This is a genomic window from Ensifer sp. GW101-20A05, from assembly GCF_059424735.1.
Genome location: NZ_JBWKZT010000011.1, coordinates 147,999 through 162,885, shown reverse-complemented (window position 1 = coordinate 162,885; position 14,887 = coordinate 147,999). Strand labels below are relative to the sequence as shown.

Below are 14,887 nucleotides of genomic sequence, written 5' to 3'. Positions count from 1 at the left end.
TTGCCTATCATCCAGTTGAAACCTGCACGCCCCACGACCGACGATTCCCTCGCCTTGAGATCCCATCAGGGGTGGATAGCGGCCTGCACCGTGGCAGAGTGAGGTCGCTAGAAAACTCTCTGGAGGCCAACCATGCCGATGACAGCAGATCAAACTCAAGCACGGGCCGCTACCCACATCGATCTTGGCGCAATTTTCGTCTCGTTGGAATTGCGCAAATCCACATGGCTCGTGACGGCGCTTTCGCCGGGGAGCGAAAAGATGTCTCGTTTTGCTGTTGCTGGAGGCGACATCACCGGCTTGTTCTCATGTTTTGCCTCCCTGCGCCAGAAAGTCCAGCGGCGCAAGGACAGGCTCTACCCGCTGGTCGTGATCCAAGAAGCCGGGCTTGATGGCTTCTGGCTGGGGCGAGTGCTCAGCAAGGAAACCTGGATCGAGAGCCATATTGTGGAAGCCGCATCCATTGCCATGCCGCGCCGTCATCGCCGCGCAAAGACGGACCGCATCGATGGCGAAACCTTGATACGCGCCTTGATGGCCTGGAAACGCGGCGAGCCGCGTGCTTGTTCAATGGTCAAGTTGCTTACGCCCGGATGAGGAAGACATCCGCAGGCTTGGACGGGAGCGAAAAACCCTGATTGCGGAGCGTGTTTTCCACGTCAATCGCATAAAGGGGCTGCTGTTTACGCAAGGAATACGAGAGTACGAGCCATTGCGTCGCGATCGCCGTCAGCGACTGGAGGAAGCTCGTACTGGCGATGGCCGGATGCTATCAAAGCACCTGAAAGCCGAAATCTGCCGAGAACTCGATCGCCTTGAATTGCTACTTACACCGATCAAGGCTGTGGAAGCAGACCGGGATGCTTTGATCGCTCGCGAGACAGCCGAGACACCGCCAAGAGCCGCCGCGCTCTTAGGAATCCGGGGAATAGGTCCTGAGTTCGCGACGATCCTCTACTCGGAAGGTCTGTTCAGACACTTCGACAATCGGCGCCAAGTCGCTGCCTACGCGGGACTAGCTCCCTCGCCTTGGCAAAGCGGCAACGTTAATCGTGAGCAAGGTGTCTCGAAGGCAGGAAATCCGCGTTTGCGAGCGACGATGGTCGAGCTTGCCTGGTTGTGGCTGCGTCACCAACCAAATTCGGCGCTCGCTCTCTGGTTCAAGGAGCGCATTGCCCGCAACAGCGGCCGTCTCAAACAGCCGATGATCGTGGCTTTGGCTCGCAAGTTGCTGGTTGCACTTTGGAAATACGTGAGCTCTGGCGTCGTCATCGAGGGCGCGATCATGAAAAGCGCTTAAGCCATCAAACCAGCCAATAGACCTAAATTCCAATCCTCAGGGCTTGATCAGCCCTGACGGATCCAGGTGGACGGACCGGGATTCCGTTTGGCTTTACCCGCCGACCTTGAGATTGGTCCCGTTCTCCTGAGCCCGTTCCCGTCGAAAGCGGGTTAGTGGTGCAGCCGTAACAAGCGGCGACCGGATGTGAGATTGTACAGGTCCGGGGACGGGCCGGTAAATGCTATGGGCTCAGACCGTGGATCCGCTTACGAAGGAACAATTCGATGCCACGTGAATGAACCATTGACAAAAATCCTGATGTGAACGGAATCGAACCGATGGCGTTTTGTCGCGTCGCTTAAGCCACTTCCGCTATTGAACAATGCAAGAGGCGCTGCCTTTGTGCAGGGCACTTCCCTCTTGCGATACTTTCGCGATCAGCGCCAATCGTTAAGCCGACACCTCCGAGACCACCGATGGACTTTGCGGCCTCCCGGCCCCGTACAGGATTCGATCGCCTGCTCCCTTGGTGTTAGAATTGGGACCAACCCGCGGAGTCGAAGATGACGACCAGAGTAACCGCCCTGCCTGATCAGACGGACTTCGACGTGACCGCCAGCGAGACCTTGCTGGAGGCGGCCTTGAGATCGGGCGTGCCGTTCGCGCATGCATGCGGCGGGCGGGCGAAATGCTCGACCTGCCGTGTCTGGATCCTCTCTGGCTTGGAGGCCTGCCCAAATCGGAATGCCGCTGAGGCTTCGATGGCGGACCGATTGAGTTTGACGGACGAAGTTCGGTTGGCTTGCCAGCTTAAACCTCAAGGCGACCTTCGTATCCGGCGACTGGTGTTGGACGAAACCGACCTGATGATCACCAACCAACTTGGCGCAACAGCCGCGACACGTTCTGGGGAAGCGAAGCACGTCGCGGTGTTCTTCAGCGACATTGTCGATTTCACGGCGCTGTCGGAGAAGCTCTCTGCCTACGACGTGATGTATCTACTCAATCGCTACTTCGCCCAGGTCGGCGACATCATCGAGAAGAATGGCGGGTTCATCGACAGTTTCATTGGTGACGGGCTCATGGCCATATTCGGCATTGATGGTCAACCTGACGCACCGCTCCGTGCCGTCAATGCAGCCCTCCAGACTCTCGGCACCGTGGATCGATTGAAGCCGTTCTTTGCCTCGATGTATGGCATCGACTTCGAGATCCGCATCGGCCTCAACTACGGCGAGGCTGTCATCGGGACATTGGGTTTTTCCGGACATGGACGACTGACCGCCGTTGGTGACGTTGTGAATGTGGCGAGCCGGATCGAGGCCGCCAACAAGGATGCCGGTACGCGGCTGCTGATATCCGAACCGCTCCGTAACGCACTTGCCGATAAAGTTGAAATCGCTGACTTTGTCAGGGTGCGCCTTCGCGGTACGAGCGAGCGCACGACGCTATTCGAAGTCGATAGGCTAAGGCCCGAAATCGACGCCGAACTCAACGCCAAGCCCTCCCGCGAAACCATCCGACATGGCGGCAGAAGGTGGGTTTGCGCTCTTGCTGAACAAGACCTTCAGCTCCACGAAAGACGGATCCTCGACTTCGAGGACTACGACATCGTCATCGTTCGCGAAGCGGATGGCTATTGTGCCTTCAACAACGCCTGCCCACATCTTCACCTGCCTTTATACGAGCGTCGCAGTCCAGCCCAGACAAAAGGGCTGCAACTCCCACACACCGAAAGTGCGATTACCAGCGATCTTGGCCTGGTTTGCCGATGGCATCACAGCTGTTTTGATCTGCTCACAGGCGAAATCAGGCAGTGGGCGCAGTTGCAGCAGGATGGCACCGCGCCTGGCTATGAATACGCGGGCGACATTTCGAAAAACCGCGCCAAGCTGGTTGTTTACCCGTGCCGCGTACAGGACGGCTCTGTCTGGATCGGCTTGGACTGACCGCCCTAGCTTTGCCGGAGACCGGGTGGGTGAAGCTCCGACCATGGCTGGCTCGATCGGCCTGCAGTAAGACTGCTCCGCGCCTTCGGCTGTCGGGATGTAGCCTATGGCCTCGTCAGCGGACCCGCGCTGTAAGCGCTATCTGCCATACGACGGGCCCGCTGTCGTTTGTCGGCCTGGCTCTGCTTGCGGGCGGCCCGGCCGTCATCGGGATCTGGACCGGACGCCTCGCCTACTCGCTGCAGTGGACTCGCGCTTGCCGTCGGAGCCGGCGCGATCGCACCAGGTCGTCGTGGAGGTGTGCGGCCTGATCGGGCGCTCGAACAGACAAGGCATCAAGGCAGTCCTTACGCCGCCTCCTTCGCTGGTTTGGCATCCGGTGCTGCCTTTGTGTAAACCACTGGAATACTCGTCAAAATCTGAAGCACGAGCCGCATTGCGAGCTTCCTGATCCTGGTGGCGATCGCCAGGATCAGCCGCCATCAAGCCCGAAGCAGCAAAGGCGGCTAGCCGCACCTTCAATCTACAAATTGCTGAATTAGCGCGGCATCATACTTGACAATGGAACTCACCATTTCATAGAACGGGCTCGCTCCGAGACCGGGTCCCGATCGCGTTTCGGAGCAGCAAATCACAACAGTCCGAAGCATCGGACGTGCCCTGTTTCGGGGTGCGAATGCATTTGCGCGTTTTCTTGGGGGAGTTGGGAAATGGGTGTTCTGGATCTTTCTTTGTCGTCAGCGCCGCAGCTGGCCTCATACATCCGTACAACGCTACGGCTAGTCCATTTCTCGGGATTGGTTCTCGGGCTCGGCGGCGCGGTGTTTCTTGATCTGATGTTGTCACGCTACCGTCGGATGATCGTCAGCTCGGAACTCGTCGAACACGTCGAATGGATCAGCCGGTTTATCGCGGCCGGACTCTTGCTGCTCTGGGCCTCGGGCCTGGGATTTCTCCTTCTCTATCAAGTGACCGAACCCGAGAAGCTGCTCAACCCGAAGATCTGGGCCAAGGTGACGATCGTCAGCATCCTCACTGTCAACGGCTTCGCTATCCATCGCTTCGTGATACCGTTCATCCGCCGCCAAATCGGCTCCACGCTCCTCTCGGAAATCAGACCCGCCACGAAGACCGCTCTGATAGGATGCGGCGTAATTTCGATTGTCTCCTGGAGCGTGCCGGTCATCCTCGGCGCCGCGCCGCAACTGAATTTTGTGGTGCCGTGCGAGATCATACTCGGAGGCTACGCGCTGCTCTTAGTCCAGGGTTTTATTATCGCCACTCTCGTCATGCGCGACCGGCGCGACAGGTGTGCCAGCATCACCGCCTGAAACCGCGAGAGCCAGGGGTTTCCTCGATATCCAAAGAGATGTGGTCAATCGCCAGATACAGCGCCGGTTACTCGAGGCGACTGTTGAGCCTTCGGGCAAAATCATGTCGTCGCTGCAGAGCCTGTGCGTCATATTCATGTTGCTACCTATCGGATTGTGGAGGACACTGGCTTTCAGGCGTCGCCTGAAGGCGGAAACGATGGATTTCGAGAAGATCGGACGGACACGCCTTATGGTGCGGCTGCCGAGGCATCGGCAACAGCTTGCGAAGCTAAGGCTCCTTTCGCTGAGTACCCTGTTAGAGGCTTGTGGCATCGCGGTGATCACCCGGGATGAACTCCAAGGACACACGATCTCAGGCGAATCTCTGATCGCCCAATACGAAAGCAACTGTCAGGCGATCGAAGACAAAGTGGTGAGATTGCTCACCAATATCAGTGCCCGCTTTGTTAATTGGGTGCCCGCCTCTTCGCCTGTGACTTTCTCGGCGATCTGACACTGCTTCCCTTCGCACTGTTTGCTTCACCCTCGAACGCTAGAGGCAGACGATGGAGCAACAGCACTATTTCCACGTCGTCGTTTGGACCGCTCAGAGTGGTGACGAACCGATTTTTCTGTTCGGGGACCTGAGTGAAAAGCAGCTCAAAAGGCAATTTCTCAATCCCTATCACACCGGCGGGAACATCTTTGCGCAGCAGAAAGTTCTGAAAGCCACGGAGCTCACGGCGGTCAGGATCATCGAAACGCCGAATGTGAAGGACGAAGCTCTCAAGGCGGTGCAAGAACGCAGTTTGTGGCGGATAGAGGAGTTTAGGCGACAGCGAAAGTGGGCATCCATGACGTCAGCCGGCTATGGATGGGACGATGACGACATTGCCTATGCCGGCAAAGACGTCACCACCAGCTATGTCAACGGTAAGCCTGGTTCCCCTAGCCTACTGAGCCAAATCACTCACAATCATTGGGTCCGAGTCGTGAGCGCCGGGCTGGTCCTTCTCTTACTGCTTGCGTGGCTTAACGTTTGAGGACCCAACCATCGGGTTACTGGACCTTTGGCTTGCGGACGGATGCAGTGCCGCGAATGCCGTCCACGAGCAGAGGCTCAGTCATGCTACGACGAGCGCGCCGGCGAAATCCGGAAGGGTTAGCGCTTCTCTGGCGCGATACAGAACGGCCATCGTACTGGCGCGGCCCTACTGGCGTTGTCGCAGCTCACGTTGTGAGCAATGCGATCTGAGATTGAAAAAGGGCCCAGAACGCCACGAGGATGATCTGGAGCCTTCCGTCTGAGCGTTCGAATTCACAGACGCGCCATCTATCGCTGGAAATTCACTGATTTCAAGTAAGCGGCCAACAGACCCCGTCTGGCGGGGAGGGAGCCGTCGGATATTCCCGATATCGGATACCGAATTCACCCATAAAACGACGATCCCCAGCATTTGAAAACTGACCTCACGCTTGGTCTTCGGCTCCCTTGTGTTGGTCGATCCGCGAAGAAGTGAAGGTGACAGCGCTGGGGGGCCAAAGCGGTCGCATATGGCGGCTTGAAATCGCCTTCCGTGGTCCTACCTACCATTGCGTTGCCCACCTTGAAGGAGCGCAGCCATGGAACTCACCGTGGTGCCCATCGTCAAGCCGGACGCCGCCAACTTCATCTTTGGCCAGTCGCATTTCATCAAGACTGTGGAAGACCTCCACGAGGCGCTGGTGGGCGCGGTTCCTGGCATCCGCTTCGGGCTGGCCTTCTGCGAGGCCTCCGGTAAGCGGCTGGTGCGCTGGTCGGGTAATGAAGAAGCCATGCTCACCCTCGCACGTGACAACGCATTGGCCATTGGCGCCGGCCACACTTTCCTGATCTTTCTGGGCGATGGATTCTTTCCCGTCAACGTGCTGGCTGCGGTGCGCGCGGTGCCAGAGGTCTGCCGCATCTATTGCGCGACGGCCAACCCGACGCAGGTGATAGTCGCTGAAACGGAGCTGGGCCGCGGCGTGCTCGGCGTGGTGGATGGCGCCTCACCGCTGGGTGTCGAAACCGACGCGGACATTACGTGGCGGAAAGACCTGCTGCGAAAGATCGGCTACAAGCTTTAGTGTCTGGATTAGGAGACGTCAGGGTGCCCTTACGGACAATACCGTCAAGCCCATGATCCAGGCAGGGACTCGTTCGTGCGACGCCAACGTTATGGTGCATGCGGTCGGCCGCACGCCATCTCCCTGGGGGCCTGGCGGCACTCTCATTGTTCGAGGATGGATTTGCAGCACAGTACGAGTCCATACTCGGAGAGACGTTTCTTGCGACCCGAAGGTTCGTCGGTTGTCGTCGATTGATGGCCCGACTTTCGAGCATCCGCCACCCCTACCCCTTGCGCGAATGCTGGAACCAGATTTCCCCTAAAATATATCGCATGGGCGAGCGGCGTTCGCTTCCGCGGGGCCCCTATATAGAAGCTTGATTGGGGGAGTTCCGGAACAACCCCACAATCGCACCCGCAATCTCCGCCTTTAATGAGACGCGGCTCTTCTGGCCGGGGGACGGCTTTCGTCGGCCTTGAAGGTGAGCTATATTACGCATCGCTTATATACAAGGGAGTGCGGTGAGATGTGCCAACCTTTCAGCGCTCTATTGCCAGCTACTTGCCTGGAGGGGGATAGAGATGGAAGACGATCGGACCACAATAACCGCGGAGTTTCAGGGTTTCGAAATCAGTATTGTCTCACGGGAGCCGCTTCTTGGGACACTTGAACTGACCTCATTCACGGGCGCGAACATCGAAGTCCCTTTGGATTACTACAGCGCAGAAGCCCTTGTTTCGGCGCTCGTACAATTTCTGGCGCAAGGCAGCAATGACTGACAGACCTTTCGCCGACTGCATCAGGCGCTCTTTCTCTCTGACGAGTACCGGCGAACCGGTAAGCTCATCAAGCCCAAAGGTTCGCATCTAACTATTTGGTCCCAGGCCGAAGTTGGGTGCCCTGCCCGAGTACCGGATCGACAATATCTAGACCTCGGTGGTGTGCGCGCGCCGTTGAAGCCGTAAAGCAGCGGCGCGGGCCGCCTCTCGAACGTTCCGCTTTTTTTATCCAGAACGGAAGCATCCGAGTCGCTCTCAGCGTAGGGTAAGGGGATAATACCGGAGCCGACCCCAAGCGGGGGCAAAGCTTCTTCAGCCGCTCGATTTTAAGAGATTCAGGTGTGTTTGTTTCCAAAGATTTCGAAGTGATGAATTTCGACGGTCTCAACGAGGTCCGCCTCGTCCTCTAGTAGAATCGGCACTGCCATTCATGTCCAGCAGCCTTCTTAATTGACTCAACATCTTTCCAAATCGAGATCATCCAGAATTCCCGATCCCGTGGGTCGATCGGCTTGCCGGGATAAAATGCGATGAGACCTTCCTGCTGGCGGAGCCACGGTATCGAAATTCCCTCAACCTTGTTCTTCCAATCCGCCAGCCTGCCTGGCAGAACGCGAACACGGAAAATTCGTACAATCATTGAAGTACCCCCGCACCAGAATGCGTCCACACACCTCTAAGGGAGACCACCATTTTATCACTCGACCTCTTTCCCTCCCATCACCGCGCGGGGCACTTCATTTGTTCAGTGGTGATGAGGTGACAGCAGTCGGAAGGCCCTGCAAAGCACTTGGGATGCGTGTTGAAGGAGAATTCCGCATCAACTGCTCATTTGGGCCCCTTGACACGAAATTCGCGCTGTATCCGCACTCTTGCAACTCGGCTTGCGCACGAGGCTCCGCCGGCGCAACTCGCCTTGTACGGATGATGGAGGCAGCATGAGCGAGGTAGACCTCCTTCGCGAAGAAATTGCCGAGCTCGAAGCCCAGATCCTCCGCATCAAGAACAGCATGAACAAAGCCGATAACGGCGTGAAGCTGCAGAAGCTCGCGGTGATCACCCGCCTTCGTGACCGGTTTAATCGGTCTCTGGCAACCCTCGAAAAGCGCGGGGCGGCAGCATAATCGCGAGCAAGTTCCCCGGTCCCGGCGAAAGCCGCATGAAGTCAATGCAGCTTTGTGACCCTAGCCTCGGCAATGGCCGCCGCGAACGCATCTCGCGCTTGCTCCCACGGGTAGGTGCCAAGCATGGCGTCCGTGCATTTGTTCAGGGCGGCCAAATGGGCGACGCCATAGTCGACAGGCCAACTCTCGCTAAGCAGCATAGCTGCCCTGGCGGGAGTCCACACTATTTGAACTCCGTCGAGTTCCGGAAGCTGGATGATCACGCATTCGTTCCAAGTTTCGATCATCGGCGCCTCCGTTTCCTTACTGAATTAACCGCGGGATGCAACCTTCGTTCCGTCAGGGTTGTGCTGGCTGGATTCACGCTTTCAGCTTCGGTGGCTTGTCATTCTCATCCGGGTTCGGATTGGGAACCTCGTCCGGAAGGACGTCGGGCTCTGGTTCCTCGATGGGCGGCTGCGGCACGTCCGACGGCATGCCTGGAAATTCGGGATCGGGGGGCCTCGGGATCGGTTCAGTCGGCATCGTTTTCGACTCCTGTTTAGGAGGTCAACCGATACCGGACTGTGTTTGTTCCAAGATTCGATCGAGGTGGCCGCATGATTAAGCTCCGTCTCCCACCCGTCGACAGGCTGGGAACAGAGAGGCCGCAAGCGCAACCTCTGATGTCGTCATGAGGCGCCGCCGCGTCATCGAAGGGCGTCGTCACCCCGCTACTCCGTATTAAACAGAAGCTCATGAAGGCCTGCCACGGCTTGGAAGTCGAGATGGTCAAGTGAGCAACGCCGAACTGTTTCGCAAGATGCCGAGGCCGGCGCGCCGGCGGAAGAGATCGCGCTTGCGTGTCGATGCCGGCATGGACGAGATCTCTGCGGGTTGGACGGCACTCCAAGTTCAAGAACAACACGCGCGACAGGCCCTCAACATTGCGAACGATGAGCAGAAGAGTACCGACTGGGTAAGCGCGACCACCCAGGGACCGCGGTCTAGGGGTGGTCGCGACACGTAAAAGCTCTACTGAGCAGGCGTCGTAGTTGAAGGTTGCGTCGTAGACGGCTGCGCAGTCGACGGTGTCGTTGTTGACGGCTCCGTAGTGGACGGTGTGGTCGTCGACGGTTGGGTGGTTGACGGCTCAGCGGTCGACGGTGCTGTTGTAGATGGCGTGGTCGTCGACGGTTGAGATGTCGTCGGCTCAGTCGTGGTCGCAGGCGGTGTTGCGGTCTCCGGGGTCGTTTCCTTCTTTGGCATTAGAAGGACGACGAGGATGATGACCACCACGGCAAGAATTATTCCAAGGACGGTATTTCGGCTCATGCTTGGCTCCTCTTGGATGCATCCGACTCGCGAATTGTATCACGGCAACCAAAACCGGAGATGAACAGGTAAACTGGGCGAGGGCGAAGTCCGCGTCGCAAGCGATCGCTTCGGCCTTTTTGTTGGGCGTTTAATCTTCCGAAAGTTGCTCTGCCGTCGCTGCGACCTCGGAATTACCGAACGTGCCCTCGACATACTTGAAAACAAGTATGCTCATGATCGAGGCGACAATTGCAATCACGACTATACGCATGCGGCTGTTCCGGTGGTCGTTGCGATCTACGACGGGCAGCAACGACACGGGAAATAGGGTTTATTCTCTAATGCTCATCGAACGGTATGAGAACGCCATGGCTACGAAAATGGTATCCTGGCCCGTTTGGATCTGAGGAATATTTGGGCCGCCTGTGCACTCCGGCGACGGTTGCCCCAGGAGTGTGAGCAGTACGAGTTGAGCGTTGCCGGTTCGAATGTCGGCGCTTCTTCGCTTCCATGGTCGCTTCGGTCATGTCTCCTGACCACGGCGGCCGCTTGCAGCAGCACCTATCTCGTCATCATCGAAATGGGCCGGCCGGATGACCCGGTCGGGCGTCATCCATTAGGCGTCTCGCCTGGTGTCGTTCTGCGGGTCTCGTCCAAGGCTCCTTTGGCACCTTCGATCGCTCCTTCTGCGGCGGCATCGGCCGTAGCCGCGAGATGGTCGCGCACGCGGTCCGAGGCCGCGCCGGCGGTAACATCCTCCAGCGCCGTTGCAGGCAGCGCTGCTCCAATGGCTGCACCGATCGCAAACGCAAGCGCGCCGCCAACGAGAGGCTGGTCGCGAAAGTTCTTGAGGATGGCAGCGTTCAGCTGTGCTCCTTGAGTCTGAGCAATCTGGCGGACGCCGCGAGCACTGTCCGCCGCCGATCGGCCGGCTTCTGCAATCGTATCGGAAATGCCGCTTGCTGCGCTCTTCATCTCTCGCCAGGTAGCCGACCCCCAGCCGGAGGCTTCGTCGAACAACCTTCCCGTTTCATCACGGATGTCCTCGATCGGTGATCCGGATGCGTCGGTGAAGCCGCGATAGACGGCGCCACTCGGATCCACGAAATGACCGGCCCTGTGGCCGGCCGCATCGGTTCGGGCGCGAAAGCGACTGCCTCCCTGATCTTCGAAATGGCTGTATCGTTCGCCAAAACTTGCCTCGACCGGCCCAACACGCCGAAGACTGCCGTTCACGAAAGCGAGTGGATAGTTGTCTACACCGTTATCGGGGGCCGAAGCTTGAGGTGCACGGGACGCAGGATCCGCCAGCAGCCACGCAAGGCCGATGCCCGTCAGGGCTACCGGAATGGGGTTCGACTTCATCGCGCCGCCGAGATTCTTGAGAAATTCTGCTCCTCCGCTCCTCCTCGCATAGGCAAGAAACTCATCCATCAGTTCGCCAGGCGACATCCGTTCCTGGATAGCGTGAAGCTTTTCTTCGATCCTTTGGCGATCGGCTTCGATCTCGCGCTGCAACTGAGCAGACGAATGCGTGTCCACGGTCATCGTACTGTCTCCTTCGCCACTTCGAGGTCACGGTGGAGGGACGCCGTCGTTTTGTCGAAGCGCACGCTGCGGTTTCCGAGCCCGGCGAGGCTACGCGAGATCATCACCCATGCGAGAAGACCCACGACGAGACCGACGACGACCGCTGATAGGGCATCAGCGTTCGCCTCCTGCATTCCTTGCGCAATGAGGAAGGCGCCGAGCCCTTGCACGACCGCGCCCAAGAGTACACCAACGGCCGCTATTGCGAAGATAAGCCCAACGACAAACGTCTCGATGCTGCCGATAGCCCGATTTAGGTTCTCGCCTGCCTCGGCCTTCGCGAGATCGATTTCCTTTCGGAAAAGCCCGGATATGTCTGTCACCAATCCTGTCATGAGGTCGGATAAGGAGCGGTCATCACGAGGGTCAAGCATCGCGCAATTCCTTTTCAAAGTCCCAGTCGCCTTCCTTGCGGTGTGTCGCAGCGGAATTCGGTTGGGCAACATTCGGGGTGATGTGGGACCGTTCGGCCGAGGCAGACAGGAATCGGCTTGCCGCCAGTCCAGCAATTGCTGCGATTCCGAGAAAGGCGAGAGGCTGCTTTCTCCCGAAATCTTCTGCCATAGCCGCTATTTCGCCCAGTTCTCGGTTTTCACAATCGCGCGCCAGCCGTCCGATTGAATTCCCAATTTGCTGTGTGTAGCGCCCAAGCGCCGGTTGCTCCGACTGGCGAAGTTCGGATCCGACCTTTTCCACGGCGCTTGCTAAACCGCGCAGTTGGCGGGCCAGCGCGCTCTTTTCGTCATCCACGGCCCGCATTGCGGCTCTTTTCGCTTGATTGACTTGATCATCACCGGGTGAGCTTTCATCAGCCTGGCTTTCATCCAGCCACTCGGCAGAACGATTTCCAAGACCTTCCCGGTATCGACCGCGCTCCTCGGACGGTGAGAAACTTTGTTGTTGCTGGGGTCTGCGGTCCTTTGGGTCGTCGATCATTTGCGCCTCCTCTTGGTCAGGCGCGAGCCCGATCCATTGAGCTTCAAACCAGCGAATTTGATCCTTGTTCCTTTGATATCGGCGCAGTCCGGATTGCTCGACGAACCAGACTTCAAGGAGCTGTAAACCCTCGGTTCCTAGTGACTTGAACAGGCGCGATAGCTTCAATGTGGTACCCGCCTGCGGGAGCTTGGCGTGGAGCGAGGAGGGTCCGCCCGCACCTACCAACCGGGACGCTGCCCTACGTCTCGCGGTGGGCAGGAATTGCCAACGAGTGGCTACTTGACTCGTTGTTGCGTGAGGGCGCTACCGGGTGGCGCCAGTCTTTCTGCCTGCTTGGGTGTGACCGCTGCAGCCAAGGTAGGTTCGGGCGGCGGTCGGCTGTCCCTTCCCGAATGGAAGATGGGGGAGCCTCCTCCGGGGGTGGAAGCTCCCCGGGGCTGTGTGCGACTACAAGATCAGCCCACAACTCATCCATTCTGGGTAAAAAAAGGCCCCGATGAAGCGGGACCTGAGGTGAACCAGCGCCCGGCTTTCGCTAGCCGGTCGAGAATTGCGAGCATTAACGACCTCGGTGGGCCCCACATCTAACGGGGACACTAATGGCAGGCGGGGCCCAGAGGCGCCTCGATCGGGTCGAAGATCGAGAACATATCCAAACCTAGGGCGGCGGAAAAGGTTCCGCCATGGGACCTCAGTCCCAGACGGCCAGCGCAAAGGTCTTAGGTTCGTTGTCGCACCCTACCGTCGCGTTAGTTTTCTTCTTAGCCCAAGCAGCACAGCCCTTAACTGCCTTGGGCGGGCAACGGCGCCGGAGCGCCCCTTGCAGTCAGCAGGGACCAGCTTTGATGTCGTTGCCCAATTGAAGGATTGAGGATTTGCGAATGTACGAACGACACACTTACGGAACGCCACAGAGGAAGTTTACGACGGCCCTCCCAATCGGAGTAATGCTTCTATCAATGGCGGTAATCGCTGCTTACCTGCTGGTCGGGGGCGCTTTGAGCGACGGCGGCCGTCCGATCGCCACTGTCCTTCCGAAGCTCTCCGTGGCCACTTCGCGATAGCAGCCGGTCCGGCAAGGCTCTTGGGCGGGGTGGCGTCCCCATCTACCGACCCCGCAGCTTAAGAGCACGAGTCTGGAACATCAAAGAGCTGAGTCTGGAATGTACAGCGAGCAACCAGCAATAAATCCGAAGAGCTGCAACCGTGCCCTGAGGTGGTCAATCGCTTTGGCGTCGGGCCAACCATCGAGCGAAAGTGACGTTCCTCGGGGCGAGAACACATGGTCGTGATCTGACCTGCCGCCGGTCTCCTTCCTGATACGCCCGATGTAGCCGACACTGTTGCTGTCCAGTTCGGTGCGAGGCCGTTGGCAGCGAGGTTGATTGGGTCGATCTTGCGTTCAAAGGTGGGCTCGCAGGACACGGAAACAAGTGGTTGACGCAGAGGTTCCCGCCCCTCGCGGCCATGGCAGTTAATCCCTTTGGATTCCGGATAGCCACTTCGAGTTAAGGAGCTACTCCGTGACCACCCATTTGCTGTAACGACCTAAGTCCCAGCCGGTCCGCCAATGGTCTGAGGTCAATTGTCGCGTATTTCGATTACGGCATATTCTGATTCAACCAGGGCGTCTTCGCCTCAGCGCCAAGGTCTCTTAACCGGCTCCAGAGCCGCCCGCCCGTCCGGGCCGCTGTGGGCCACTGGAAAATCAATGAGGCTGCTTGGGTGAAGCAATGAAGAACGTAACTCTACCGATAATCGCCCCTCCAACCCGCCGAACCAAATACGAACAGAGCAGCGATGAATGCCAAGAAGCCCTCAGAGAGGCGTTCGGGGTGTTCGTCGATTATTGTACGGCAGCGGGCTGGCTGATGATGACGTCGCCATAGCGTTGATCCAAATCGCTGACGAGCACCTCTGCTCTCTTGCTATCTTGGCTGACTTTTCCGCCGTTGTGGACCAGACCACAGGAGCTGAACTGGCAAAATTCTAGCAAGTCCCCGTCCCAATCAACTCCGCGCTCCAGGGTCCATCCCACACGTGGCCCATGCCCCGAAATCTTGCTGGCACTTTTGCGCCCAGCGACCACTCGGCGCCTCGGCCTACCTCACTTCAGATCCCACATCGGGAGGAAACCAGCATGAGCAAAGCCCTCTGACGCGCCTGATGAGCGAGGGCGAAATTCCTGCATTCGTCGGACGTGATCGAGGCTGGGTGTGACACCAGCGCTGTGAGGCACGATAAGTATGTGATTGGCGATGACGACGAACAGGACGTCGCGATCGAAGAGCTCAACTGCATTGGAGAGAAGTACGGCAACCGCAATCCACAGAAACTGGAGATTGACGCTCATTTGCGGTCGATCGGGAGGTTTGTGGATACCACTTGGCCGAAAACGCGACACTCGCGCGTACTCGAGCAGCCCCGCCGTCGAGTAACTGACGCGCCACAATAACGACCGCTCCGATCCGTTATGAGCGGCCTCAATCACCCTTTTTGGCTATCTTGTCGGATTGATTAGCCG

At 58.2% G+C, this 14,887-nt stretch carries 15 protein-coding genes and 1 pseudogene; 9 read left to right on the top strand and 7 right to left on the bottom strand.

Going from position 1 to position 14,887, the window contains the following annotated elements; translation table 11 throughout:
• The first annotated feature begins 132 nt into the window (after window positions 1-132).
• From AC070A_RS24465 to AC070A_RS24435, 7 genes and pseudogenes are all read left to right on the top strand, one after another.
• Window positions 133-1,300 (top strand): annotated as a pseudogene (locus tag AC070A_RS24465) (IS110 family RNA-guided transposase).
• Between the two features lie 545 nt (window positions 1,301-1,845).
• Complete coding sequence (locus AC070A_RS24460; RefSeq protein ID WP_082616213.1) at window positions 1,846-3,231, top strand: adenylate/guanylate cyclase domain-containing protein; 1,386 nt, start codon at window positions 1,846-1,848, stop codon at window positions 3,229-3,231.
• 710 nt (window positions 3,232-3,941) lie between these two features.
• A complete protein-coding gene (locus AC070A_RS24455) occupies window positions 3,942-4,562 on the top strand; it encodes a hypothetical protein (RefSeq protein WP_082616211.1) in 621 nt (206 codons plus the stop codon).
• Window positions 4,563-4,761: 199 nt separating this feature from the next.
• Window positions 4,762-5,058: a hypothetical protein gene (locus tag AC070A_RS24450; RefSeq protein WP_156414747.1), complete on the top strand. Its 297-nt coding sequence runs from the start codon at window positions 4,762-4,764 to the stop codon at window positions 5,056-5,058.
• A gap of 52 nt (window positions 5,059-5,110) precedes the next feature.
• On the top strand, window positions 5,111-5,587 hold the full coding sequence (locus AC070A_RS24445) for a hypothetical protein (RefSeq protein ID WP_057255143.1): 477 nt from the start codon (window positions 5,111-5,113) through the stop codon (window positions 5,585-5,587).
• Between the two features lie 580 nt (window positions 5,588-6,167).
• A complete protein-coding gene (locus tag AC070A_RS24440) occupies window positions 6,168-6,653 on the top strand; it encodes an adenosine-specific kinase (protein WP_057255142.1) in 486 nt (161 codons plus the stop codon).
• Window positions 6,654-7,216: 563 nt separating this feature from the next.
• Complete coding sequence (locus AC070A_RS24435; RefSeq protein WP_057255141.1) at window positions 7,217-7,414, top strand: Rossmann-fold NAD(P)-binding domain-containing protein; 198 nt, start codon at window positions 7,217-7,219, stop codon at window positions 7,412-7,414.
• A 406-nt stretch (window positions 7,415-7,820) separates the two neighbouring features.
• Here AC070A_RS24435 and AC070A_RS24430 read toward each other — a convergent pair whose 3' ends face one another.
• Window positions 7,821-8,054, bottom strand: a complete 234-nt coding sequence (locus AC070A_RS24430; RefSeq protein WP_082616209.1) for an antibiotic biosynthesis monooxygenase — start codon at window positions 8,052-8,054, stop codon at window positions 7,821-7,823.
• Between the two features lie 298 nt (window positions 8,055-8,352).
• Between AC070A_RS24430 and AC070A_RS24425 the strand changes: the two genes are divergently transcribed.
• Entirely contained in the window at window positions 8,353-8,538 is a 186-nt protein-coding gene (locus AC070A_RS24425) for a hypothetical protein (RefSeq protein WP_057255140.1), read from the top strand.
• A 41-nt stretch (window positions 8,539-8,579) separates the two neighbouring features.
• Here AC070A_RS24425 and AC070A_RS24420 read toward each other — a convergent pair whose 3' ends face one another.
• The 6 genes from AC070A_RS24420 to AC070A_RS24395 form a co-directional block, all read right to left on the bottom strand.
• Window positions 8,580-8,825, bottom strand: a complete 246-nt coding sequence (locus tag AC070A_RS24420; RefSeq protein ID WP_112994295.1) for a DUF982 domain-containing protein — start codon at window positions 8,823-8,825, stop codon at window positions 8,580-8,582.
• A 73-nt stretch (window positions 8,826-8,898) separates the two neighbouring features.
• Window positions 8,899-9,063, bottom strand: a complete 165-nt coding sequence (locus AC070A_RS24415) for a hypothetical protein (protein WP_200964213.1) — start codon at window positions 9,061-9,063, stop codon at window positions 8,899-8,901.
• 919 nt (window positions 9,064-9,982) lie between these two features.
• Window positions 9,983-10,105, bottom strand: coding sequence for a hypothetical protein (locus AC070A_RS24410; protein WP_280137729.1), 123 nt, complete (start codon window positions 10,103-10,105; stop codon window positions 9,983-9,985).
• A 338-nt stretch (window positions 10,106-10,443) separates the two neighbouring features.
• The gene (locus AC070A_RS24405) at window positions 10,444-11,382 is read right to left on the bottom strand and encodes a DUF3618 domain-containing protein (RefSeq protein WP_057255138.1); all 939 of its coding nucleotides are present in this window, start codon (window positions 11,380-11,382) and stop codon (window positions 10,444-10,446) included.
• Entirely contained in the window at window positions 11,379-11,798 is a 420-nt protein-coding gene (locus AC070A_RS24400) for a phage holin family protein (protein ID WP_057255137.1), read from the bottom strand. The genes AC070A_RS24405 and AC070A_RS24400 overlap by 4 nt, the downstream gene beginning before the upstream one ends.
• Window positions 11,791-12,528, bottom strand: coding sequence for a nutrient deprivation-induced protein (locus AC070A_RS24395; RefSeq protein WP_156414746.1), 738 nt, complete (start codon window positions 12,526-12,528; stop codon window positions 11,791-11,793). Before AC070A_RS24395 ends, AC070A_RS24400 begins: the two co-directional genes overlap by 8 nt.
• Window positions 12,529-14,563: 2,035 nt before the next feature.
• Here AC070A_RS24395 and AC070A_RS24390 point away from each other — a divergent pair.
• The gene (locus AC070A_RS24390; protein WP_492383889.1) at window positions 14,564-14,818 is read left to right on the top strand and encodes a Y4lK-related protein; all 255 of its coding nucleotides are present in this window, start codon (window positions 14,564-14,566) and stop codon (window positions 14,816-14,818) included.
• Window positions 14,819-14,887: the final 69 nt, after the last annotated feature.